This is a genomic window from Leisingera sp. SA215, assembly GCF_055902035.1.
The window spans coordinates 783210-804717 of record NZ_JBVVXU010000001.1 but is presented as its reverse complement, the minus strand read 5'-3'; the positions used below and the strand labels follow the sequence as shown (position 1 = coordinate 804717).

19 protein-coding genes, 5 tRNA genes and 1 pseudogene are annotated in these 21508 nt (G+C 63.7%); 15 read left to right on the top strand and 10 right to left on the bottom strand.

Annotation, left to right across the window (positions count from 1 at the left end; all coding sequences use genetic code 11):
* The first annotated feature begins 446 nt into the window (after nucleotides 1-446).
* From AC0KW6_RS03855 to AC0KW6_RS03845, 3 genes are all read left to right on the top strand, one after another.
* Entirely contained in the window at nucleotides 447-1448 is a 1002-nt protein-coding gene (locus tag AC0KW6_RS03855) for a DctP family TRAP transporter solute-binding subunit (protein WP_474034132.1), read from the top strand.
* Between the two features lie 100 nt (nucleotides 1449-1548).
* Nucleotides 1549-2226: a TRAP transporter small permease gene (locus AC0KW6_RS03850; RefSeq protein WP_323782502.1), complete on the top strand. Its 678-nt coding sequence runs from the start codon at nucleotides 1549-1551 to the stop codon at nucleotides 2224-2226.
* Nucleotides 2226-3602: a TRAP transporter large permease gene (locus AC0KW6_RS03845; protein ID WP_323782505.1), complete on the top strand. Its 1377-nt coding sequence runs from the start codon at nucleotides 2226-2228 to the stop codon at nucleotides 3600-3602. Before AC0KW6_RS03850 ends, AC0KW6_RS03845 begins: the two co-directional genes overlap by 1 nt.
* A gap of 194 nt (nucleotides 3603-3796) precedes the next feature.
* Here AC0KW6_RS03845 and tpiA read toward each other — a convergent pair whose 3' ends face one another.
* From tpiA to AC0KW6_RS03825, 4 genes and pseudogenes are all read right to left on the bottom strand, one after another.
* Complete coding sequence (tpiA, locus tag AC0KW6_RS03840; RefSeq protein WP_323782508.1) at nucleotides 3797-4546, bottom strand: triose-phosphate isomerase; 750 nt, start codon at nucleotides 4544-4546, stop codon at nucleotides 3797-3799.
* A 141-nt stretch (nucleotides 4547-4687) separates the two neighbouring features.
* Nucleotides 4688-5047, bottom strand: a complete 360-nt coding sequence (locus AC0KW6_RS03835) for a HesB/IscA family protein (RefSeq protein WP_024090564.1) — start codon at nucleotides 5045-5047, stop codon at nucleotides 4688-4690.
* Nucleotides 5048-5188: 141 nt separating this feature from the next.
* Nucleotides 5189-5821, bottom strand: a pseudogene (locus AC0KW6_RS03830) (PI-PLC domain-containing protein); the annotation flags it as partial.
* 264 nt (nucleotides 5822-6085) lie between these two features.
* Nucleotides 6086-6448 carry an SUF system Fe-S cluster assembly protein gene (locus AC0KW6_RS03825; RefSeq protein WP_323782510.1) on the bottom strand — a complete coding sequence of 121 codons (363 nt, stop codon included), beginning with the start codon at nucleotides 6446-6448 and terminating at the stop codon, nucleotides 6086-6088.
* 246 nt (nucleotides 6449-6694) lie between these two features.
* Here AC0KW6_RS03825 and AC0KW6_RS03820 point away from each other — a divergent pair, with 246 nt between their 5' ends.
* Nucleotides 6695-7465 (top strand): hypothetical protein, encoded by a 771-nt coding sequence (locus AC0KW6_RS03820; protein WP_474034131.1) that lies wholly within the window; start codon nucleotides 6695-6697, stop codon nucleotides 7463-7465.
* A gap of 79 nt (nucleotides 7466-7544) precedes the next feature.
* Here the strand turns inward: AC0KW6_RS03820 and AC0KW6_RS03815 are convergent, their stop codons facing one another.
* From AC0KW6_RS03815 to rimK, 3 genes are all read right to left on the bottom strand, one after another.
* On the bottom strand, nucleotides 7545-7823 hold the full coding sequence (locus tag AC0KW6_RS03815; protein ID WP_416361565.1) for a hypothetical protein: 279 nt from the start codon (nucleotides 7821-7823) through the stop codon (nucleotides 7545-7547).
* Nucleotides 7820-8710 (bottom strand): SPFH domain-containing protein, encoded by an 891-nt coding sequence (locus tag AC0KW6_RS03810; protein ID WP_474034129.1) that lies wholly within the window; start codon nucleotides 8708-8710, stop codon nucleotides 7820-7822. Before AC0KW6_RS03810 ends, AC0KW6_RS03815 begins: the two co-directional genes overlap by 4 nt.
* Nucleotides 8711-8995: 285 nt before the next feature.
* Nucleotides 8996-10405 carry a 30S ribosomal protein S6--L-glutamate ligase gene (rimK, locus tag AC0KW6_RS03805; protein WP_474034128.1) on the bottom strand — a complete coding sequence of 470 codons (1410 nt, stop codon included), beginning with the start codon at nucleotides 10403-10405 and terminating at the stop codon, nucleotides 8996-8998.
* A gap of 70 nt (nucleotides 10406-10475) precedes the next feature.
* Between rimK and tgt the strand changes: the two genes are divergently transcribed.
* The 3 genes from tgt to lon all read left to right on the top strand — a co-directional run bounded on the left by tgt (nucleotide 10476) and on the right by lon (nucleotide 15504).
* On the top strand, nucleotides 10476-11606 hold the full coding sequence (gene tgt, locus AC0KW6_RS03800; RefSeq protein ID WP_474034127.1) for a tRNA guanosine(34) transglycosylase Tgt: 1131 nt from the start codon (nucleotides 10476-10478) through the stop codon (nucleotides 11604-11606).
* 124 nt (nucleotides 11607-11730) lie between these two features.
* A complete protein-coding gene (locus AC0KW6_RS03795) occupies nucleotides 11731-12816 on the top strand; it encodes an alkene reductase (RefSeq protein ID WP_474034126.1) in 1086 nt (361 codons plus the stop codon).
* Nucleotides 12817-13092: 276 nt separating this feature from the next.
* Nucleotides 13093-15504, top strand: a complete 2412-nt coding sequence (gene lon / locus AC0KW6_RS03790) for an endopeptidase La (protein ID WP_474034125.1) — start codon at nucleotides 13093-13095, stop codon at nucleotides 15502-15504.
* Between the two features lie 341 nt (nucleotides 15505-15845).
* Here lon and AC0KW6_RS03785 read toward each other — a convergent pair whose 3' ends face one another.
* Complete coding sequence (locus AC0KW6_RS03785; protein ID WP_474034124.1) at nucleotides 15846-16901, bottom strand: Leu/Phe/Val dehydrogenase; 1056 nt, start codon at nucleotides 16899-16901, stop codon at nucleotides 15846-15848.
* 132 nt (nucleotides 16902-17033) lie between these two features.
* Between AC0KW6_RS03785 and AC0KW6_RS03780 the strand changes: the two genes are divergently transcribed.
* The 8 genes from AC0KW6_RS03780 (at nucleotide 17034) to AC0KW6_RS03745 (ending at nucleotide 19653) form a co-directional block, all read left to right on the top strand.
* Nucleotides 17034-17489 (top strand): Lrp/AsnC family transcriptional regulator, encoded by a 456-nt coding sequence (locus AC0KW6_RS03780; RefSeq protein WP_024090553.1) that lies wholly within the window; start codon nucleotides 17034-17036, stop codon nucleotides 17487-17489.
* 263 nt (nucleotides 17490-17752) lie between these two features.
* Entirely contained in the window at nucleotides 17753-18136 is a 384-nt protein-coding gene (locus tag AC0KW6_RS03775) for an HU family DNA-binding protein (protein ID WP_474034122.1), read from the top strand.
* Nucleotides 18137-18149: 13 nt separating this feature from the next.
* Nucleotides 18150-18224, top strand: a tRNA-Val gene (locus AC0KW6_RS03770).
* Between the two features lie 115 nt (nucleotides 18225-18339).
* On the top strand, nucleotides 18340-18909 hold the full coding sequence (locus AC0KW6_RS03765; RefSeq protein ID WP_474034120.1) for a histidine phosphatase family protein: 570 nt from the start codon (nucleotides 18340-18342) through the stop codon (nucleotides 18907-18909).
* A gap of 75 nt (nucleotides 18910-18984) precedes the next feature.
* Nucleotides 18985-19060 (top strand) — tRNA-Val (locus AC0KW6_RS03760).
* Between the two features lie 200 nt (nucleotides 19061-19260).
* Nucleotides 19261-19337: transfer RNA gene (locus AC0KW6_RS03755), tRNA-Asp, on the top strand.
* A gap of 82 nt (nucleotides 19338-19419) precedes the next feature.
* Nucleotides 19420-19496 (top strand) — tRNA-Asp (locus tag AC0KW6_RS03750).
* Between the two features lie 80 nt (nucleotides 19497-19576).
* Nucleotides 19577-19653: transfer RNA gene (locus AC0KW6_RS03745), tRNA-Asp, on the top strand.
* A gap of 43 nt (nucleotides 19654-19696) precedes the next feature.
* On the opposite strand, the gene AC0KW6_RS03740 is transcribed toward AC0KW6_RS03745, so the two are convergent.
* Together AC0KW6_RS03740 and AC0KW6_RS03735 are read right to left on the bottom strand one after the other, a co-directional pair.
* Nucleotides 19697-20086, bottom strand: coding sequence for a DUF4440 domain-containing protein (locus tag AC0KW6_RS03740; RefSeq protein ID WP_474034119.1), 390 nt, complete (start codon nucleotides 20084-20086; stop codon nucleotides 19697-19699).
* Nucleotides 20083-21471 (bottom strand): M20/M25/M40 family metallo-hydrolase, encoded by a 1389-nt coding sequence (locus tag AC0KW6_RS03735; protein WP_474034117.1) that lies wholly within the window; start codon nucleotides 21469-21471, stop codon nucleotides 20083-20085. Before AC0KW6_RS03735 ends, AC0KW6_RS03740 begins: the two co-directional genes overlap by 4 nt.
* Nucleotides 21472-21508: the final 37 nt, after the last annotated feature.

The window sequence follows — 21508 nt, the reverse complement described above, 5'->3', positions numbered from 1 at the left end:
GGCCCTGTGATCTCCTGGTGGTGCGGGGTGTCAGTCCGCACCGTGTGTCGCGACGGAGGAGAGTATCGCAGAGCCGCGTTAAGGACCGGCAAGCGGGGCGTGCGCCGGGGGCGCAACACCCCTGACCGGGGCGCCTGCGGATCTGTCGTGAGGGCGAGCAATTGCATGATTCCCGGGTTTTCTGTCCGGCGTTACATTTGTGCGGATTTCCGCACAAAGCCGGGAGCGCCCTGTGCGGGATTTCGCACAGCTTTGACGTCCCTCGTCTGCGGAGGAATCAGTGATTTCGGTAAGCTATTGCTGGAATGCGGAAAATCCGGGCCTTTGATGAGTCCCGAATCAATTGTTGAGGGGTTTTGCGCAACTTGGGATGCTTTGGGCGGGCTTCAGCCATGCGCTGAATGCAACATCGGATTTACGAGAGATTTTTCTGGGAGGAAAAGACCATGAAATTCCTGACCACCGCCGCCACCGCACTGGCACTGGCCGTTACCGCAGGCGCTGCTTCGGCAGCCTGCGACGACGGCGAAATCGTGGTGAAGTTCAGCCACGTCACCAATACCGACAAACACCCCAAGGGCATTGCCGCCTCGCTGCTGGAAAAGCGCATCAACGAGGAAATGAACGGCACCATGTGCATCGAGGTCTACCCGAACTCGACACTGTATAACGACAACAAGGTGCTGGAGGCGATGCTGCAGGGCGACGTGCAGCTGGCCGCGCCGAGCCTCTCGAAATTTGAGAAATTCACCAAGCAGTTCCGCCTGTTCGACCTGCCGTTCATGTTCAAGAACATCGAGGCGGTGGATGCGTTCCAGGGATCGGAAACCGGTCAGGAAATGCTGGATTCGATGCAGCGCCGGGGCCTGCAGGGGCTGGCCTACTGGCACAACGGCATGAAGCAGATGTCGGCCAACAAGCCGCTGGTGGAACCGTCCGATGCCAACGGGCTGAAGTTCCGGGTGCAGTCTTCGGACGTGCTGGTGGCGCAGATGGAAGCGATTGGCGGCAGCCCGCAGAAAATGGCGTTTTCGGAAGTTTACGGCGCGCTGCAGCAGGGGGTTGTGGACGGGCAGGAAAACACCTGGTCCAACATCTATGGCAAGAAATTCTTTGAGGTGCAGGACGGTGTGACCGAGACCAACCACGGCGCGCTGGACTATCTGGTGGTGACCTCGGTCGACTGGCTGGACAGCCTGGAGCCGGAAGTGCGCGACCAGTTCCTGACCATCCTGAACGAGGTGACGGCGACCCGCAACGCGGAGTCGACCAAAGTGAACGGCGAAGCCCGCCAGGCGATCATCGATGCCGGCGGCGTGGTGCGCGAGCTGACGCCTGAGCAGCGGGCAGCCTGGGTCGAGGCAATGAAGCCGGTCTGGGAGAAATTCGCAGGCGACGTCGGCCAGGAGAAGATCGACGCGGCGCAAGCCATCAACGCAGGCCTGTAAAACAGGCCGCATCCGGGAGGCCCGCATCGGGGCCTGCCGGCTGCAGGCAGCGCGGGGATCCGCTGCCTGCACCCTTTTTCCGAAAATCTGGGAGGCAGCCATGGCGGGGTCCGGAACCGGCCCGAGCGGGCTTATCAACGCACTCGAAGAAACCCTGATCGCGCTCCTGCTGGGGCTGATGACGGCAATAACTTTCGCCAATGTGATCGCGCGGTTTGTGTTCAATTCCAACATCCTGTGGGCGCTGGAACTGACCGTGTTCCTGTTTGCCTGGCTGGTGCTGCTGGGGGCGTCCTACGCGGTAAAGGCGCATGCGCATCTGGGGGTCGATGCCATCGTCAACATGCTGGCGCCGGGTGCGCGGCGGGCGGTTGGCCTGTTTGCGGCCGCCTGCTGCATCGTGTTCTCCTTGCTGCTTTTGAAAGGCGCCTATGACTATTGGGCGGTGTTTGCGGATCTGCCGCCCACGTCGGGGCGCTGGTTCCCGACCGGGTTCGACATGACGGCGCGCAGCCAAAGCTTTTACGAGGTGCAGGATGTGCCGATGGTGGCGGTCTTCAAGTTTCTGGAAGATCTGATCAACTACGGCGAGTCCTACGAGAAGCTGCCGAAAGTGGTGCCTTATGCGGTGCTGCCGGTGTCGATGCTGCTGCTGGTGTTCCGGTTTATTCAGGCGGCGGTGCAGATTGCCCGCGGCGACGTGGACCGGCTGGTGGCCAGCCACGAAGTCGAAGACGAGCTGGACGCCGTGCGGGCGCAGCGCGGGGAGAATGATTGATGGAAGTGGTTATTCTCTTTGCGATGGTGATCGGCCTGCTGCTGATCGGGGTGCCGATTGCGGTGTCGCTGGGGCTGAGCTCGACAATCTTTCTGCTGATTTATTCCGACAGCTCGCTGGCATCGGTCGCAGGCACGCTGTTTGAGGCCTTTGAGGGGCATTTCACCCTGCTGGCGATCCCGTTCTTCATTCTGGCCTCAAGCTTCATGACCACCGGCGGCGTGGCGCGGCGGATCATCCGGTTTTCGATCGCCTGTGTCGGCCATCTGCCGGGCGGGCTGGCGATTGCCGGCGTCTTTGCCTGCATGCTGTTTGCGGCCCTTTCCGGCTCCTCGCCTGCCACCGTGGTGGCGATCGGCTCCATCGTGATCGCGGGCATGCGGCAAGTGGGCTATTCCAAGGAATTCGCGGCCGGTGTGATCTGTAACGCAGGCACCCTGGGCATCCTGATCCCGCCGTCGATTGTGATGGTGGTCTATGCGGCGGCGGTTGAGGTCTCGGTGGGCCGGATGTTCCTGGCCGGTGTGATTCCGGGACTGATGGCGGGCCTGATGCTGATGGTGACCATCTATGTGATGGCCAAGGTCAAGAACCTGCCCAAGGGCGAGTGGAAGGGCTGGGGCGAGGTCTTGACCTCGGCCCGCGATGCCGGCTGGGGGCTGTTCCTGATTGTGATCATCCTGGGCGGCATCTATGGCGGCATCTTCACCCCGACCGAGGCGGCGGCGGTGGCGGCGGTCTATGCTTTCTTCATCGCCAGCTTTGTCTACAAGGACATGGGGCCGCTGTCGAACGGCGAGGGCGGGGCCAAGACGCCGCTGATCAAGAAGCCTTATGCGCTGCTGACGGCCTTTCTGCACAGCGACACCAAACACACGCTGTTCGAGGCGGGCAAGCTGACGGTGACGCTGCTGTTCGTGATCGCCAACGCGCTGATCCTGAAGCACGTTCTGACCGACGAGCAGGTGCCGCAGCAGATTGCCAATGCGATGCTGTCGGCAGGTTTCGGTCCCATCATGTTCCTGGTCATCGTGAACGTGATCCTGCTGATCGGCGGCCAGTTCATGGAACCCTCGGGGCTCTTGGTGATCGTGGCGCCGCTGGTGTTCCCGATTGCCATCGAGCTGGGCATCGACCCGATCCATCTGGGCATCATCATGGTGGTGAACATGGAGATCGGCATGATCACCCCGCCGGTCGGCCTGAACCTGTTTGTCACCTCGGGTGTGGCGGGGATGCCGATGATGGGGGTGGTGCGGGCGGCGCTGCCGTTCCTGGCGGTGCTCTTCGTGTTCCTGATCATGATCACCTATATCCCCTGGCTGTCCACCGTGCTGCCAAACGCGGTGATGGGGCCGGAGATCATAACCAATTAGGATCATCACCAATTAGGCAAGTGCCAAACAGAAAACGCCCCGGGAGACCGGGGCGTTTTTCGTTGCAGGGGGGGCGCTGCCCCTCTTGGCCTTTGGCCAATTCACCCCGGAGTATTCAGGGAAAAATGAAAACCTCCCTGGCTTCATCTTTCCTGAAAATACTCAAATCCGAGGTCCGCGCCAAAGGGTGCCGGTCAGCTGGCTTCCAGCGCGGTGATGATCGGCGAGAAATCCGCGGCCCGGAGGCTGGCGCCGCCGACAAGGGCGCCGTCGACGTTGGAGACGGCAAAGATCCCGGCGGCGTTGGAGGGTTTGACCGAGCCGCCGTAGAGCAGGCGGAAGCCATCAGCGGCGGCGGCGCCGAAACGGGCGGTGAGTCCGGCGCGCAGGAAATCATGCACCTCGGCGATCTGCTCCAGCGTCGGAACCCTGCCGGTGCCGATGGCCCAGACCGGCTCATAGGCGATCACGGTGTTTGCGCCGGTGGCAGACGCCGGAACGGACCCCGCAAGCTGGGTGCCTGCAACCTTGAGCGTGTCGCCGGCTTCGCGTTCGGCCAGGGTTTCGCCGATGCAGATCACCGCGGTCAGGCCCTCTGCGATGGCGGCTTCCGCCTTGGCGCAGATCTGCGCGTCGGTTTCACCGTGGTCGGCGCGGCGCTCGGAGTGGCCGAGGATCACGGCGGCGGCGCCTGCGTCCTTGAGCATGGCTGCGGACAGGTCGCCGGTGTGGGCGCCTGCGGCATTGGCGTGGCAATCCTGACCGCCGATGGCAACAGCGCTGCCCCGGACGGTATCTGCGGCGCGTGACAGCAGGGTTGCCGGCGGGCAGATCAGGATCTCCGCAGCCGGGCCGGCATGGCTTTCGGCCAGGGCCGACAGTTCTGCCAGGCTGCCGCCGGCGCCGTTCATTTTCCAGTTGCCTGCTGCCAGTTTCCGCCGCATGGGGGTATGTCTCCGATCCTCGTTATTTGGGCGTGACAGGTAGCACCGGCGGCGGGTTGGCGCAATTCGCTTGACCGCGGGGGCGGCAACAAAAAGGGCGGGAAAGACCCCGCCCGGTGATTGCATCCCGGCTGGCCCGGATCAGGCGCCGGGCAGTTCCTTGAAGCTGATCGATTCGCCGCAGCCGCAGGCATCCGCAACATTGGGGTTGTTGAACTTGAAGCCGCTTTCCAGCAGCGTCACCTCATAGTCGATCTCGGTGCCGAACAGGAACATCTGCGCCATCGGCGCGATCAGGATGCGGGCGCCGTCCTGCTCCACCACCTCGTCGTTGGCGGAGGGTTCACTGACGTATTCCATGGTGTATTCCATGCCCGCGCAGCCGCCTTTCTTGACGCCGATGCGCAGGCCGGCGTGGCCGTCCTTGGCCATCAGCTTGGCGATCTGCGCTGCCGCCTTGGGCGTTATGGTCACAGCCTGTTTGCCGGGAATGCCGAACATGGGTTTCTCCTTACACTTAGTCCCTATCTAGGGCCGGTGCTGCGGCGGCTCAACCCCGCAAACGTCCTGGCAGGGGCTGAACATATATTCGTGATGCGGAAATGAAAGGGCCGCGGCGGCAGTTTTCACAGTCCGCGGGCGTCACAGCCCCATGCAGTTGGCGTAATGGGTGACGGTGGCGGGCCAGTCGGAGAAGACGCCCGCGCCCCCCACGTCCTGTGCCAGCACATGCAGCAGCTGGTAAGAGAGACCATCATCGCGGGGCAGTGCGTCGAGCGATTGAAAGTACCATTCGCCGCCCTGCAGCGGGCCGGAACGTTCCAGCGTCCAGGTGATCAGCTGCAGTCCGGCGGCTTTGGCAGCAATGGCATAGGCGGAGGGGACAATGCGTCCGTCCCGGACGGTCACCAGCATCCAAAGGGGCGGTGCCAGGTAGTTGACGCCCTGCGCCTTCAGCGCGGCGAAGTCGTGAGGGAAGGTGGCTGGATCGCTGTGATCGAAGCCTTCCTGGCGGTAGCTGCCGTCGAGCAGCACCGCCTGGCGGCCGAAAGCCGGTTCGTGTTCGATCCAGTAGAGGATGTCGTCCAGGCTGAAGCTTTGCACCCGGACGTCTGCAGGGGCGATGCCGGCCGCCTTGTAGTCATCGATCAGCTTTTGCGCGAAATCCTGTTGCGTGAAACCGTTGAATGGCATCGGCACCGCGGGAGCCTTCAGCTCGGGCATGAATTTGGCGCCGAGGCTTTGGAACAGGGCAATCGACTCCGCATGGGTCAGGGTCTGGCCGGCGCAGGATTGCAGCCTGTCCTTGAGCGCGCCGCCGGGCAGCCGGCTGATCAGATAGGCCGGGCGGGGGCCGTAGCTGAGCGCCAGGGGCTCCGCGGCGGCGGCGGCGGCAAGGAGCAGCAGGGCGGCGGGCAAGAGGGCAAGGCGCATGGGGCGGCTCCGGGTCTGGGGCTGCCGCAGCTTAGGCCCGCGGGGCGGAAAATGAAAAGGCCCCCGCAGGTGCAGGGGCCGGATCAGTATACAGGCTGTGCGGGCTTACATGAAGCCGAGTTCCAGGCGGGCCTCGTCGGACATCATCTCCATCCCCCAGGGCGGCTCCCAGGTGAGTTCGACGTCAACCGTTTTCACACCGGGCAGCGGTGAGATGGCATCGACAACCCAGCCCGGCATCTCACCCGCGACCGGGCAGCCCGGCGCGGTCAGGGTCATGATGATCCTGACGTCGTTCTCGTCGTTGATGTCGATCGTGTAGATCAGGCCCAGCTCATAGATGTTCACCGGGATTTCCGGGTCATAGACGGAGCGGCAGGCGTCGGTCACGGCCTCGTACAGCGGGTGGCTGACGGAGGAGGGCGCGATCAGCGGTGCGCCTTCAAGCGGTTCGGAAGGATTGGTCATGGGGATCCCGGTCTGATATTCCGACGATTTATATAGGGAATCTGCGGCCCGGCGTCCAGAGGCGGCGCGCGCCGCAGCGGGAATGTTCTGTTCCTCACCCTTTCGTGAAAATTTGATTTGCGCGGGCAAGCGCGCTAAATTGTGGTTCCCCCAAGATGAATTTGTAAACGCTGCCCGAGGGATGCGGGCCGTGTGCCGGCGTCCGGCCACGGGGCTGCCGCGTGCGGGCCGGACCGGAGAGAGGCCATGTCAGCGAAAACCGCGACCCGCAGATGCGCGACCACCGCCGCCCTGGTGCTGGCGGGCGGTTGCTTGGCTGCGGGCGGGACGGCCGGCGATGCCCGGGCGAACGGGGCGTGGCGCTGGCAGCTGACGCCCTATGTGCTGGCACCGTCGGTGGAAGGCACAACCGAGCTGGGGCTGGCGGGGGGCGGTGTCTCGATTGATGCGGGCGATGTTTTTGATCAGCTGCAGGCGGGCGGGATGCTGGCGTTCGAGGGGCGACACAGCAGCCGTTTCGGTTTCCGGCTGCGCTATGCGGTGATGGATTCGGACTGGACGGCGGGAAGCTCTGGCGGTGCGGTGGCTGCAGCCTATGACCAGAACATTGCGGAGGCGGTGGTGACCTACAGCTTTGGCCAGGGGCGCGACCGGTTCGAGGTTTTCGGCGGGCTGCGCCACTGGGATGTGGATGTGACGGCCTATCTGCCGGGCGGTGCGGTGCGGCGCGGCGGCACTTGGACCGACCCGATTGCGGGGCTGCGCTGGGAACGGCAGCTGTCGCCGCGCTTCAGTCTTTCCCTGGAGGGCGACATCGGCGGCTTCGGCGCCGGGTCCGACCGGAGCTGGTCCGCCATGGGCGGGCTGATCTATCACCGCTGGGAGCGGGCCTCGATCTATGTGATGTACCGCGGGCTGGGGGTGGATTATCAGGACGGCACCCGCGGCACAGACGGTTTCTTCCGTCATGATGCGGAGACGCATGGCCTGCTGGCAGGGGTGGGGTTCAGGTTCTGACGCCTGCCGTGCCTTGCGGGCCAGGCGGCAGAGAAGCGCCGCCCGGCTTGCTTTCAGTTTTTGAAATCAGTTCTTGAAATCAGTCGTTTATGTCGTGGTTGAAGGTCTTTACCTGGCCCTTGGGCAGGGCAAAGTACCGGCGCATCACCAGCCAGGCGGCGAGCGACAGCACGGCAAAAATCAGCAGCAGCGGCGGCAGGCCAAGGCCGGCCCCCGCCAGCAGCAGCAAGGCAACGGCAGCGGCGCCGATGGCAAAGCCGAGGAAAACAAAGCCGGGCACCAGAACCTCCAGGATGGCCAGTGCCAGCGCCGCGGCGCCCCACACCCACCACAAGGCCCAGAACGGCAGATCCATCATTTGCCCCCTTTCAGCATTTTGAAGGCATCGCCAAAGGCCTCAAGCGCGTGGGCGGGCAGCACGATGGTCTGTTTGCCGTCGCCGTTGCCCAGCGCATTCAGCGCCTCGACCTGCTTCAGGGCCACCTGGTACTGCGCGGCCTCGATACCGTTTTCGGCAATCGCCTTGGCGACCACTTCGGTGGCATAGGCTTCGGCCTCGGCCTGGATGCGGCGGGCCTTGGCGATCTGTTCGGCGGCGTACAGCTCGGCGTCGGCGGACAGTTCCACCGCGCGCTTCTGGCCCTCGGCTTTGGTCACCTCGGCGCGGCGGGCGCGTTCGGCGTTCAATTGCTGCAGCATCGCGTCGCGGGTGGCCTGGTCAAGGTTCACATCGAGGATCTCGGCGCGGGTGACTTCGATGCCCCAGTCGTCAACGGCGCTTTCGACACTGGTTTGAATCTGGCCGATCAGCTGGGCGCGGTTGGATTGCACCTCGTCCAGGTCCATCTTGCCGATTTCGGCGCGCACGATGCCGGCCACGGTGGTGGCAATGGCGCCATCGACATCGCGGATCCGGTAGACGGTCTTTTCCGGCTCCAGAATGCGGTAGAACACCGAGGTGTCGATCTGCACCAGAACGTTGTCCTTGGTGATCGCGTCCTGGGTGGCGTTCGGCAGCTGGCGTTCCAGGATCGAGATCTTGTGGCGGGCGACATCCAGGAAAGGCACGATGAAATTGATGCCCGGCCCCAGCACCGAATGCAGGCGGCCGAACCGTTCGACCACGTATTTCTCGGACTGCGGCACGATGCGCACGCCCTTCAGCACCACGATAATCAGCAGGAGCGCGCCCAGCAGGTACAGCAGGTTGCTGGAGAGTAGGTCCAGAATCAGGTCTTCGTTCATGAGAAAGTCCTTTGGTTGGTCAGCGGCGGCGGCTGCTTCGCCGGGCTGGGAGCGCGCGCCGGCGGCCTGCGGCCCGTTGGGGGAGAGCAATTCACCGGGTAATCCGCCGGCCGCGTTACTGGGCAATTCACCAGGTAATCCGCCGGGCGTTTTGGTTTTGTTCAATGGAATGCTCTATTGTGTGCAATGGTATGCAGATGTGGTTTGCGGCGGCGGTTTTCAAGACCTGTATGGCGGCGGGGAGCGGCGGCTGGCAAGCCCTGAAAACAAGTCCGCCCTGCCGGTTCAGGCGGCGGTGCCGGGTTTGCGGCGCCGCATCGGGGCTGGGCGGACCCGGTCCTCGATCTCGGCATAGATCAGCGCCGCGATGTTCTTGGACGACGTCCGTTCGATCCCTTCCAGGCCGGGGGAGGAGTTCACTTCCAGCACCTTGGGGCCGGTTGCCGAGCGCAAGAGATCCACCCCGGCCACGCTGAGGCCAAAGGCCTTGGCCGCTTGCACCGCTGTGGTGCGCTCTTCCTTGCTGATGCGCACCGCGACGGCGCTGCCGCCCAGATGCAGGTTGGAGCGGAAATCGCCGTCGGCCCCGGACCGTTTCATGGCTGCGACGACCTTGTTGCCGACCACCAGGCAGCGGATGTCCTCGCCTGCGGCCTCCTTGACGAATTGCTGCACCAGGAAGTTGGCCTTGAGCCCGCGGAAGGCGGAGATCACGCTTTCGGCGGCTTTCTGGGTTTCCGCCAGCACCACGCCCTTGCCCTGGGTGCTTTCCAGCAGCTTGACGATCATCGGGGCGCCGTCGACGATATCGATCAGGTGGCGGGTGTCCTTGGGCGAGGCGGCAAAGGCGGTGGCGGGCATGCCGATCTTGTGGCGGGCCAGGATCTGATGCGCGTGCAGCTTGTCGCGGCTGGCGGTGATGCCTTCGGATCCGTTGATGCAGAAGGTGCCCAGCGTTTCGAACTGGCGCAGAAGGGCGGTGCCGTATTGGGTGACCGAGGCGCCGATACGCGGGATCACCGCATCATAGCGGGGCAGGCGCTTGCCGTCATAGTGGATCTCGGGGGCCAGCGCGTTGAGCGCCATGTAGCAGCGGGTGGTATTGACCACCTCCACCGTGTGGCCGCGGCTTTCGCCTTCCTCGACCAGGCGGCGGGTGGAGTAATTGTCCTCGCGGCTGAGCACGGCAATGCGCAGGGCGCGTTTGGGGGCGGATTTGCGGATGCTGGCGGAGGAGTAGACCGAATAGTCCAGCTCCGGCTGGCACAGGCGTTCGCCGGGGACAACCGTCACGTTTTCGGTCAGCGCCTGGCGGCCCAGCAGCATGTGTTTGGCCATCCCGCGCCGGTCGGTCAGCGTCAGTTCAACCGGCCAGGACTGGCCCCCGATCTCGATCGCGGTTTCGATCACAAAGCGCATTTCGCTTTCGCCATTGGAGGAGGTCACCTCGCGGCGGTCCTTGATCAAGGCGGAACAGGGGATCTCGAGATCGTACTGGCCGGGAATCGGATGCACCATGAATCGCACCTTTGGGGCGTTTTGCGGCCCGAAGGGCTCGATTCCGGTGGCGTGCAGCGAGGATGTGCGGGCGCCGGTGTCGACCTTGACCCGCAAAGCAGGCAGGCCGATGTCCGGCAGGCTGACCCATTCCTCCCATCCGAGTCTCAATTGCGGCGCGGGGTCTGCTGTGGACATGCGAGGGGCTCCTTGGCATTAGGGGTGAATCACCGGCGCGCCGGTTCGAGTGTAACTGCAGGAACAGAAGATGGCAGAGCTTTTCAACTTTGAACTGAAGGCAACCGACGGTAAGGCGCGCACAGGTGTGATCAATACGCCGCGCGGTGAAATCCGCACCCCTGCTTTCATGCCGGTCGGCACGGCTGCGACGGTCAAGGCAATGCTGCCGGAAAGCGTGCGCGCAACCGGCGCCGATATCCTGCTGGGCAATACCTACCACCTGATGCTGCGGCCGACGGCGGAACGCATCGACCGGCTGGGCGGCTTGCACAAATTCATGAACTGGGAGCGGCCGATCCTGACTGATTCCGGCGGCTTTCAGGTGATGTCGCTGGCCGGTTTGCGCAAGCTGACCGAGAAGGGCGTGACCTTCAAGAGCCATATCGACGGGTCCAAGCATGAGCTGACGCCGGAACGGTCGATGGAGATCCAGCGGCTGCTGGGATCCGACATCGTGATGTGTTTCGACGAATGCCCGGCGCTGCCTGCGGACCGCAAGCGCATTGCCGAGTCGATGCAGCTGTCGATGCGCTGGGCGGAGCGGTCGCGTGACGCGTTCGGCGACCGCCCCGGCCATGCGCTGTTCGGGATCATGCAGGGCGGGTTGGAGCAGGATTTGCGCGAAGAAAGCGCCGAGGCGCTGAAGAAGATCGGCTTCGAGGGCTATGCCGTTGGCGGCCTTGCGGTAGGCGAAGGGCAGGAGGCGATGTTCGATTGCCTTGATTATGCGCCCGGTTTCCTGCCGCAGGACAAGCCGCGGTACCTGATGGGGGTGGGCAAGCCCGACGACATCGTCGGCGCGGTGGCCCGCGGTATCGACATGATGGACTGCGTGCTGCCGTCGCGTTCGGGCCGCACCGGCCAGGCCTTTACCCGCCATGGCGTGGTGAACATCAAGAACGCCCGCCACCAGGACGACCCGCGGCCCCTGGATGAGCAGTGCAGCTGCCCGGCCTGTTCCAGTTATTCGCGCGCCTATCTGCACCATGTGTTCCGTTCGAACGAGATGATTTCGGGAATGCTGCTGACCTGGCACAACCTGCATTATTTCCAGGACATCATGGCGGGCATGCGGGAGGCGATTGCGGCCGGCACCTTCGAGGCCTGGCAGGCGGATTTTCACGAGACCCGTGCGCAAGGCGATATTGAGCGCCTGTGAACAGAGCCTGTGCGGCGCCGGGCAGAGTCAAATCTGCCCGCCCGCTTGAAACCGCGGCGGGCGGACCTCAGGTCATGGCGGCAACATTCCTGTTGCTGGACACTTTGAACGGAGGATACCCCCCGTGAGCCACGATCTGTTTTCCCCCCATTCGGCTGGCGCCATCGACCTGAAAAACCGCGTCGTGATGGCGCCCTTGACCCGCAACCGGGCCGATGATGACACTGGCGAGGTGCTGGACCTCCACATCGAGTATTACGCCCAGCGGGCCGGTGCCGGGCTGATCATCACTGAAGGCACCCAGATCAGCGCCGAGGGCAAGGGCTATATCCAGACCCCCGGCATCCACACCCCCGGACAGGTTGCCGCCTGGCGCAAGGTCACCGATGCGGTGCATGCCAAAGGCGGCAGGATCGCCGTGCAGCTGTGGCACGTCGGCCGCATCACCCATGACTCGCTGCTGCCCGAAGGCGTGCTGCCCGTGTCGTCGGTTGCGGAGGCCGCAGAGGCGCAGACCTTCACCCGCAACGGATTCGAGCCGACCTCGACGCCGAAAGCGATGACGGCGGAGGATATCCAGCGGCTGGTGGGGGACTATGTGCATGCCGCCAAATGCGCCAGAGACGCAGGTTTCGACGGGGTCGAGCTGCATGGCGCCAATGGCTATCTGCTGGAGCAGTTCCTGAAGGATGGCGTCAATACCCGCACCGACGCCTATGGCGGTTCGGCCGAAAACCGCGCCCGCATTCTGTTCGAGGTGCTCGACGGGCTGCTGAGCGTTTGGGATGCAGACAGGATCGGCCTGCGGCTGTCGCCGTTCTCGGATTTCAATGGGGTTTCCGACAGTGATCCGACCGGCCATTTTTCTCCCATCATCGAGCGGCTGAACGGCTATGGCCTGGCCTATCTCCATATGGTCGAAGGCGAGGCGGGCAGCCCGCGTGCGGGCGATTACGAGACGCTGCGCAAGCTTTGGAGCGGGCCTTACATGGCCAACAATGGCTATGATCGCGACAGCGCAATGGCGCGTGTTGCCTCGGGGGCGGCGGATATGGTGGCCTTCGGCCGCCTCTATATTGCCAACCCCGATCTGGCGGAACGCCTGCAGGCGCAGGCGCCGCTGAACACTGGCAACCCGGAGACCTACTATGGCGGCGGCGAAGAAGGCTTCACCGACTACCCGGCGCTGAAAGAAGAGCGCGCAGCCTGACCGGTGCGCGGCATTCTGAAAAAAGCTGCCTGCTTGGGAAGGCTCCTGGCAGGCACCGGGGCGGGGTGGGTGCGCGGGCCTGTTAGGTCTTTGCTCACCCTTTACCCATTTGCGCCCTTGTGGTCCCGGCGCGCTGCGGGCAATGTGGGCGCGACCTTGCGGCGGGCTGGTTGAAAAGTGTTAACCTTCCCCCCAGATAAAGACATCCAATGAGGAGACGGGCCAAGCGCTGCCGAGACCGGGGCCGGGCCGTCTTGCCAAACCAAAGGACCGAGTATGCAAGAGCCACTCAATTCCTCCTACCCAGTCCTGCCGCTGCGCGACATCGTGGTGTTCCCCCACATGATCGTGCCGCTGTTCGTGGGCCGGGAAAAATCGGTGCGCGCCCTGGAAGAGGTGATGGCGGATGACAAGCAGATCCTGCTGTCCAGCCAGATCGACCCCTCCGAGGACGATCCCGAAACCGATAGCATCTACACCGTGGGCGTGCTGGCCAATGTGCTGCAGCTGCTGAAACTGCCCGACGGCACCGTCAAGGTGCTGGTCGAGGGGCAGGCGCGGGTGAAGATCACCGAATTCCTTGAAAACGACAATTTCTTCGAAGCCAAGGCTGAAGAACTGCCGGAAATGCCCGGCGATGTCACCACCACCGAGGCGCTGGTGCGCACCGTGGGCGACGAATTCGAACGCTATGCCAAGGTCCGCAAGAACATCCCCGAAGAGGCGCTTTCCGCCGTCGGCGAGACCGCGGAACCTGCCAAGCTGGCGGATCTGGTGGCGGGTCATCTGGGCATTGAAGTGGACCGCAAGCAGGAACTCTTGGAGACGCTCTCGGTCAGTGAACGGCTGGAGAAGGTCTATGGCCTGATGCAGGGCGAGATGTCGGTCCTGCAGGTCGAGAAGAAGATCAAGACCCGCGTCAAATCGCAGATGGAGAAGACCCAGCGCGAGTATTATCTGAATGAGCAGATGAAGGCCATTCAGAGGGAGCTGGGCGACGGCGAGGAAGGCGCAGGCGAGATTGCCGAGCTGGAAGAGAAGATCGCTGCCACCAAACTGTCGAAAGAGGCGCGTGAAAAGGCGGATGCCGAGCTGAAGAAGCTCAAGAACATGTCGCCGATGTCCGCCGAAGCCACGGTGGTGCGCAATTACCTGGACTGGATGCTGTCGATCCCGTGGGGCAACAAGTCCCGCGTCAAGAAAGACCTGAACAAGGCGCAGGAGGTCCTGGACGCGGATCACTATGGCCTGGAAAAGGTCAAGGAGCGGATTGTCGAATATCTGGCGGTGCAGCAGCGCTCGGTCAAGCTGAAGGGGCCGATCCTGTGCCTGGTCGGCCCGCCGGGCGTGGGTAAAACCAGCTTGGGCAAATCGGTTGCCAAGGCGACGGGGCGCGAGTTCATTCGCATCTCCCTGGGCGGCGTGCGCGACGAGTCCGAGATCCGCGGCCACCGCCGGACCTATATCGGTTCGATGCCGGGCAAGATTATCCAGGCGCTGAAGAAGGCGAAAACCACCAACCCGCTGATCCTGCTCGATGAGATCGACAAGATGGGCCAGGATTTCCGCGGCGACCCGGCAAGCGCCATGCTGGAGGTGCTGGATCCGGAACAGAACAACACCTTTATGGATCACTATCTGGAGGTGGAATACGACCTCTCGAACGTGATGTTCCTGACCACGTCGAACAGCTATAACATGCCCGGGCCGCTGCTGGACCGGATGGAGATCATTCCGCTGTCGGGCTATACCGAGGATGAAAAGCGCGAGATCGCCAAGCAGCACCTGATTTCCAAGCAGGTGAAGAACCACGGCCTGAAAGCCAAGGAGTTCGAGCTGACCGAGGATGCGGTGACCGAGATGATCCGCACCTACACCCGCGAGGCCGGCGTGCGGAACCTGGAACGCGAGATCGCCAAAGTGGCGCGCAAATCGCTGACCAAGATCATCAAGAAAGAGGCCGCCAGCGTGACTGTCACGGCGGACAATCTGGATGATTTCCTGGGCGTCAAGAAATTCCGTTACGGGCTGGCCGAGATGGAAGATCAGGTTGGTGTGGTCACCGGTCTTGCCTATACGTCGGTCGGCGGCGAGCTGCTGTCGATCGAGGCGCTGCGGCTGCCGGGCAAAGGGCGGATGAAAACCACCGGCAAGCTGGGCGAGGTGATGAAGGAATCGATCGAGGCGGCGTCGTCTTATGTCCGCTCGATCAGCCCGCAGATCGGCGTCAAGCCGCCGCAGTTCGACAAGCTGGACATCCATGTGCACGTGCCCGACGGCGCGACGCCGAAGGATGGCCCAAGCGCAGGCCTGGCGATGGTTACCGCGATTGTGTCGGTGCTGACCGGCATCCCGGTGCGCAAGGATATCGCCATGACCGGCGAGGTCACCCTGCGCGGCAATGCAAGCGCCATTGGCGGGCTTAAGGAAAAACTGCTGGCGGCCCTGCGCGGCGGTATCAAGACCGTGCTGATCCCGCAAGAAAACGAAAAGGATCTGCCGGAGATCCCGGACAACGTGAAAGAGGGGCTGAAGATCATCCCGGTGTCGCATGTGTCCGAGGTTCTGAAGCACGCGCTGGTGTCGCAGCCGGAGCCGATTGAATGGGACCAGGAAGCCGAGGAGGCCGCTGCCGCCAAGGCGGCCCTGAAAGGCTCCGAAGACGGGGCGGGCGCCACCGCCCACTGATCACGGTCTGCGGCTGATGGAAAAAGAAAGGGCGGTCCCGCGGGGCCGCCCTTTTCAGTTTGCTCTTCCGTTCCGGCCCTTCTTGGCGGGGCATGTATTCCTGGTCTCAGCCTGTCTTGCTCCGCCATCGTCCCGACATATCCCGGCCGGCGTGCTCCCGCCCGCTGCGGGATGCGCTGTTGCGCCTCAGCTGCGGTTGGGCGGGGCGCCGCACCGGGGGTGCGGCGCGCGGCCTGCCCCGATGGGGCAGGCCGCCGGGCCCAAAATCCGTCAGGAGACTGGCCGCAGGCCGGTGTCCGCGCGGCTGCGGGAGTGCGCCGCGGCGGCCGTTGGCAAAGCGGTCAGGCGGCTTTGCTGGAACCGGCCATCTTGGCCTGCACCGTGGCAATGGCCATCTCAGCCGGGCTGACATCAGCTGCTTCCGCCTGGATCAGGATCGAGGCCATCGTCTCGTCCAGCGCCTGAAGCTTTTCTGCGACGAATCCCTTGCGGTCCCCGATCCGCAGGATTTCGGTTGCAACGTTGATGATGCCGCCGCCATTGGCCACAAAATCGGGCGCATAAAGGATGCCGCGCGCGTGCAGCGCTGCGGCGTCTGCCCCGGTGGCCAGCTGGTTGTTGGCGCCGCCTGCAACAATCTCCGCCTTCAGCTGCGGAATGGTCTGGCTATTGAGGATGCCGCCGATGGCGCAGGGGGCAAAGACGTCGGCCTTGGCGCTGTAGATTTCCCCGAGCGGCATGGCCCGGGCGCCGAACGCTTCAATGGCCTGCTCCACTCGGGCGGCGTCGATGTCGGTGACAACCAGCTTGGCGCCGGCCGCGTGCAGGAACTGGCAGAGATACCAGCCGACATGGCCCAGACCCTGCACCGCAACAGTCACGCCACCCAGATCCCGGCTGCCGTGCTTGTGGGCGCGGCTGGTGCAAATCGCGTTGAAAATGCCGCGGGCGGTGATCGGAGAAGGATCGCCGCTGGCGAACGCGCCATCGGCAAGGCCGGCTGCAAACCGGGTTTCTTCCGCCAGGATCGCCATGTCCGCCGGGCTCATCCCCATGTCCTCGGCAGTGATATAACGCCCGTCAAGCCCCTCGATGGCGCGGGCAAAGGCGCGCAGCAGGTCCGGCGACTTGTCCCGGGCCGGATCGCCGATGATCACCGCCTTGCCGCCGCCCAGTGCCAGCCCCGCCGCGGCGTTCTTGTAGGTCATGCCTTCGCTGAGCCGCTTTACGTCGGTCAGCGCTTCCTCCTCGCTGGCATAGGGGCGCATCCGCAAGCCGCCGGCTGCGGGCCCCAGCCGGGTAGAGTGGATGGCGATGAAGCCAAGCAGCCCCGCGGAGGCCTCCTCGACGCGGTAGATCTCTTCATGGGTGGTCGATGCAACGGCGGTCACTGTCATCTGGATTGCTCCTCCAAAACTTTCCTGAATAATACCAGGGCGCGGGCGCCGGTTTTCACCAAAAAGGCCTGCCGGGGCGGTGAGGTTTGGTGGTATGCTCTGCGGAATGCGCCTTCCTTAGAGGAAAACACCATGGATTCAATTGATCGCAAGATTGTGGCCGCGCTTCAGCGCAACGGGCGGCTGAAGATCTCCGAACTGTCGGAGAAAGTCGGGCTGTCGGCAACACCCTGCGCGCGCCGGGTGGCCAATCTGGAGGACAGCGGCGTGATCAGCGGCTATTCCGCGCGGGTCGATCAGGCCAAGCTGGGGCTGCCGGTCACGATCTTTGTGGCGGTGGAGCTGGAACGGCAATCCACCGGCGCCCTGCAGGCCTTTGAGAATGCGGTGCGCCAGTTCGATCAGGTGATGGAGTGCTATTTGATGACTGGCACCCGCGACATTCTGCTGCGGGTGGTGGCCGAGGATCTGCCGGATTTCGACCGGTTTCTGGAGGACCGGCTGATGCGGGTGCCGGGCATTCGCAACACCCGCTCCAGCTTCACCCTGCGCACCATGATTCAGCGCGATGCCCTGCCGGCCTGCTAACCGGTTCACCCCGGGGGGCTGCATGTGTTAGCCTGCAGAGACAGAGCAGGCCCGCACGCCTGGCTGCCGCCTGCAACAGCGCGTGGCAGCTTAGAATCCGATGCCGGGCGGAAAACAGGATTACGGGGCGCAAAATGGCACGAGAAACCAGCAAAAGCAGCACATCCGGCGCGGGCAAGGCGCCTGTCCGGAAGGCCGGGACGGCGTCAGCGTCCACCGCCGGGACGCCGGTTGCGAAACCTGAGACGGGCACGCCGCCGGCGGTGAAATCACCCACCGAAGCGCCAGCCGCGCCGGAGCAGGTTCTTGTTGCAGCGGCTTCACCGGTTGTCGCCGCACCGGCGCTGAGCAAGAAGGAACTGGTGGAACAGGCGGTTGAACGCTCGGGCGTTAAGAAGAAGGACGCAAAGCCGGTGGTGGAAGCGGTTCTGGCGCTGCTGGGCGAGGCCGTGGCCGAAGGCCGTGAGCTGAACCTCAAACCGTTCGGGAAACTGCGCATCAACCGCAGCCAGGAGCGCAGCAACGGCAAAGTATTCGTGTGCAAGCTGCGCCAGCCTGCGGTCCCAAAGAACGCGGTGGCAGAAAATTCCGGAGAAGCCGGAAATTCTTCCAATGACCCTCTTGCAGAGGCCGCATCGGACGGGTAAAAGCCTGCCTCACGGGTGATTAGCTCAGTGGTAGAGCGCTTCGTTCACATCGAAGATGTCAGGAGTTCAAATCTCTTATCACCCACCATTCTTTCTGAAAGGCGCTCCCGGACCCGGTTGAGCGCCTTTTCTTGTTTCCGGGGTTCCGTTGCCCCCGCCTTGCCGCTACCACTTTGGCGATAGGACCGGGCAGGGGGCATGCGATGCAATTTCCGAAAATCTGGCTGCTGCGGCACGGGCAGACCAAGTGGAATGCAGAACGCCGTATTCAGGGGCAGCTGGAATCACCGCTGACACCGCTGGGCATTGAACACGCCCGCCGGCAGGCCGGACTGATCGCCCCGGTGCTGGCGCGGAAACCGGCCTGCTTTGCCTCCCCGCTGGGCCGCGCCCAGCAGACCGCGGATATCGCTTTGAGGGGGGCGCCGTTTGTGACCGACCCGCGCCTGGCGGAGGCCGATGCCGGTGTGTTTCAGGGCCTGACGCTGCAGGATGTCGCGCAGCGGTATCCGCAGATCCATGGCGCCAACCCGCGCAACCTGGACCTGTTCTGCGCAGCGCCGGGCGGCGAGGGCTATGCAAGTTTTCATGGCCGCATTCTGGACTTCATGCAGTCGCTGACCGGGCCGTCCGTGGTGGTGGCGCATGGTCTTTTGGGGCAGGTGATGCGCGGTATCGTCTGCGGCCTGCCGCGTGACAGGATGGCGGCGCTGCCGAACGGGCAGGGGTGCGTTTATGTGCTGGAAAACGGGGCGGAAACCGTTTTGGAATGATCCTGCGCGCCGGGTGAAAAAATCTTCGTTTTCCTCTTGCGCTGCCCGGCGGCATTGTCTAAATCCCCGCCTACCGGGTCGTTAGCTCAGTTGGTAGAGCGCTTCGTTTACACCGAAGATGTCGGGAGTTCGAGCCTCTCACGACCCACCATCCCCACCTTGCAGTTTGACCGGTCCAAGATGCCGATTGGCGTGTCAGAATCGCGTTTTTTCCATCTGTTTCAAAGAGTTGCCGGGCTGCGGCCATTTTTTTCGGGGAAAGTCCCGAAAAAGGCAAAACACTGCTTGACGGTGCAGGGGGCTGGGAATATTACAGCCCAACATTCAGCAGCGATGCTGAACGTGCAGCGGGCGGTTGTAGCTCAGTTGGTTAGAGTACCGGCCTGTCACGCCGGGGGTCGCGGGTTCGAGCCCCGTCAACCGCGCCACCGCTGCACCCTGTCCTGGGGTAAAACAGGATCCGCCCCGGAGGGGAACTGGACTGGAAACGGTCCGCCGCAAGGCGAAAATGCGGTTGTAGCTCAGTTGGTTAGAGTACCGGCCTGTCACGCCGGGGGTCGCGGGTTCGAGCCCCGTCAACCGCGCCACTTTCGCCTGCCGCCCTGGCATCACAGGGTCCGCCCCGGAGGGGAACAATGGCCGGAAACGGCCGCCGAAAGGCAAACGCGCGGTTGTAGCTCAGCTGGTTAGAGTACCGGCCTGTCACGCCGGGGGTCGCGGGTTCGAGCCCCGTCAACCGCGCCACTTTCTTCCTCGCCGCTATAAAAAGACGCAGCCGGTCTGCAGGTCACGCTCCGGTTTCCGGAGTGTCCTGGCTGAATGTGTTGATCCAGCCTGCGGCACGCTGCTCCCAAAGCGAGGAGATCAGCATGACCTGCCAATGGCCGCTGCCCGCAGGGCAGTACCGCGCGCGGTAGGACAGCAGTGCAGCGCGCGCTGAAATGATGCGCAGTTGCGCATCACTCAGCCGGTATCGCGCCATCAGCGGCCCGTCTTTCAGTTGCCCGCAATGGCCTGCCTTGTCTGAAAAGCCGCTGGGATAGACGCCAAGGAAGTCCTCCGACAGCAGTCGGCCATCCGCCTCGGGATCGCCAGAGACAAGCGCCTCCCAGACCTTGGTTTCCAAGGCGAGAATGTCGGCCAGATGCGGGCCTTCGGCCGCTTTCTGTTCCGTCATGGCGCCAGGGCGTCCAGGACACGGGCCCAGGAGCGGATGCCCTTGTGGAAGCTCTTCAGGTCGTATTTCTCGTTCGGCGAATGGATCGCGTCGTCGTCATTGGCAAAGCCGATCAGCATCGCGTCCATGCCCAGGATCGACGTGAAGAAGCCGGCAATCGGGATCGAGCCGCCCATGCCGCAGAAGACCGCCTCACGCTGCCACTCGTCCGACAGGGCTGTGCGGGCGGCTTCGAACTCGGGGCGGGCGATGTTCATCACTGCGGCGGGCGAGCCTTCCAGATCATTGTCCCAGCGCACCGAGGCGTCCACCGGCAGGCGGTCCTCGACGTGTTTGCGGATCTTCGTGCGCAGCGCGTCGGGATCCATGTCGCCGACCAGGCGGCAGGTGATCTTGCAATGCGCTTCCGACGGGATCACGGTTTTGGAGCCGGCCCCGTTGTAGCCGCCCCAGAGGCCGTTCACCTCCAGCGTCGGGCGGGCCCATTGCTGTTCCAGGGTGGAATAGGCCTTTTCGCCGTGCGGCTGAGAGTAGCCGACTGAGTTCAGATACTCACCCTCGTCAAAGCCGCAGTTCTGCCATTGGCGCAGCTGGTCTTCCGGCACCTCATGCACACCTTCGTAAAAGCCGTCGACGGCAACGCGGCCGGTCTCAGTGTCATAGAAGGAGGCGACCACTTCCGAGAGCACCCGCAGCGGATTCAGGCCGGGGCCGCCATAGTGGCCGGAGTGCAGGTCGATGCGCGGGCCGGTGATAGTGAATTCGTCCTTCAGCATGCCGCGCAGCTGCGAGGAGATCGACGGCACCCCGCGCGACACCATCGAGGTGTCGCAGATCAGCGCGAGGTCGGCTTTCAGCTCTTCCGCGTTGGCCTCCATGAAGGGGATCAGCGAGGGCGAGCCGGATTCCTCCTCGCCTTCAAAGAAGAAGGTGATGCGGCAGGGCAGCGAGCCGTTGACCGCTTTCCAGGCGCGGCAGGCCTCGACAAAGGTCATTAGCTGGCCCTTGTCGTCGGAGGCGCCGCGGCCGCGGATCACGGTGCCGTTCGGGGTTTCCTCCAGCTGCGGCTCGAACGGCGGCGTGTTCCACAGCTCCAGCGGATCCACCGGCTGCACATCATAGTGGCCGTAGAACAGCACATGCGGCGCGTCCGCGTTTTCCTCACCGACATGGCCCACCACCATCGGATGACCCGGCGTTTCGCGCTTTTCCGCCGCGATGCCGATGGCATTGAGGTCCGCGACCAGCCAGCCGGCGGCTTTATCACAGTCCGCCTTGAAGGCAGGATCGGTGGAAATCGACTGGATCCGCAGCAGGTCCATCAGCCGTTCGGTGGCGGCGTCCAGCTCTGTGTCGATCCGGTCCAGAACATCATTCAGTGCCATTTTTCATTCTCCTGCGTGTCCGGTTGCGGGCAATTTG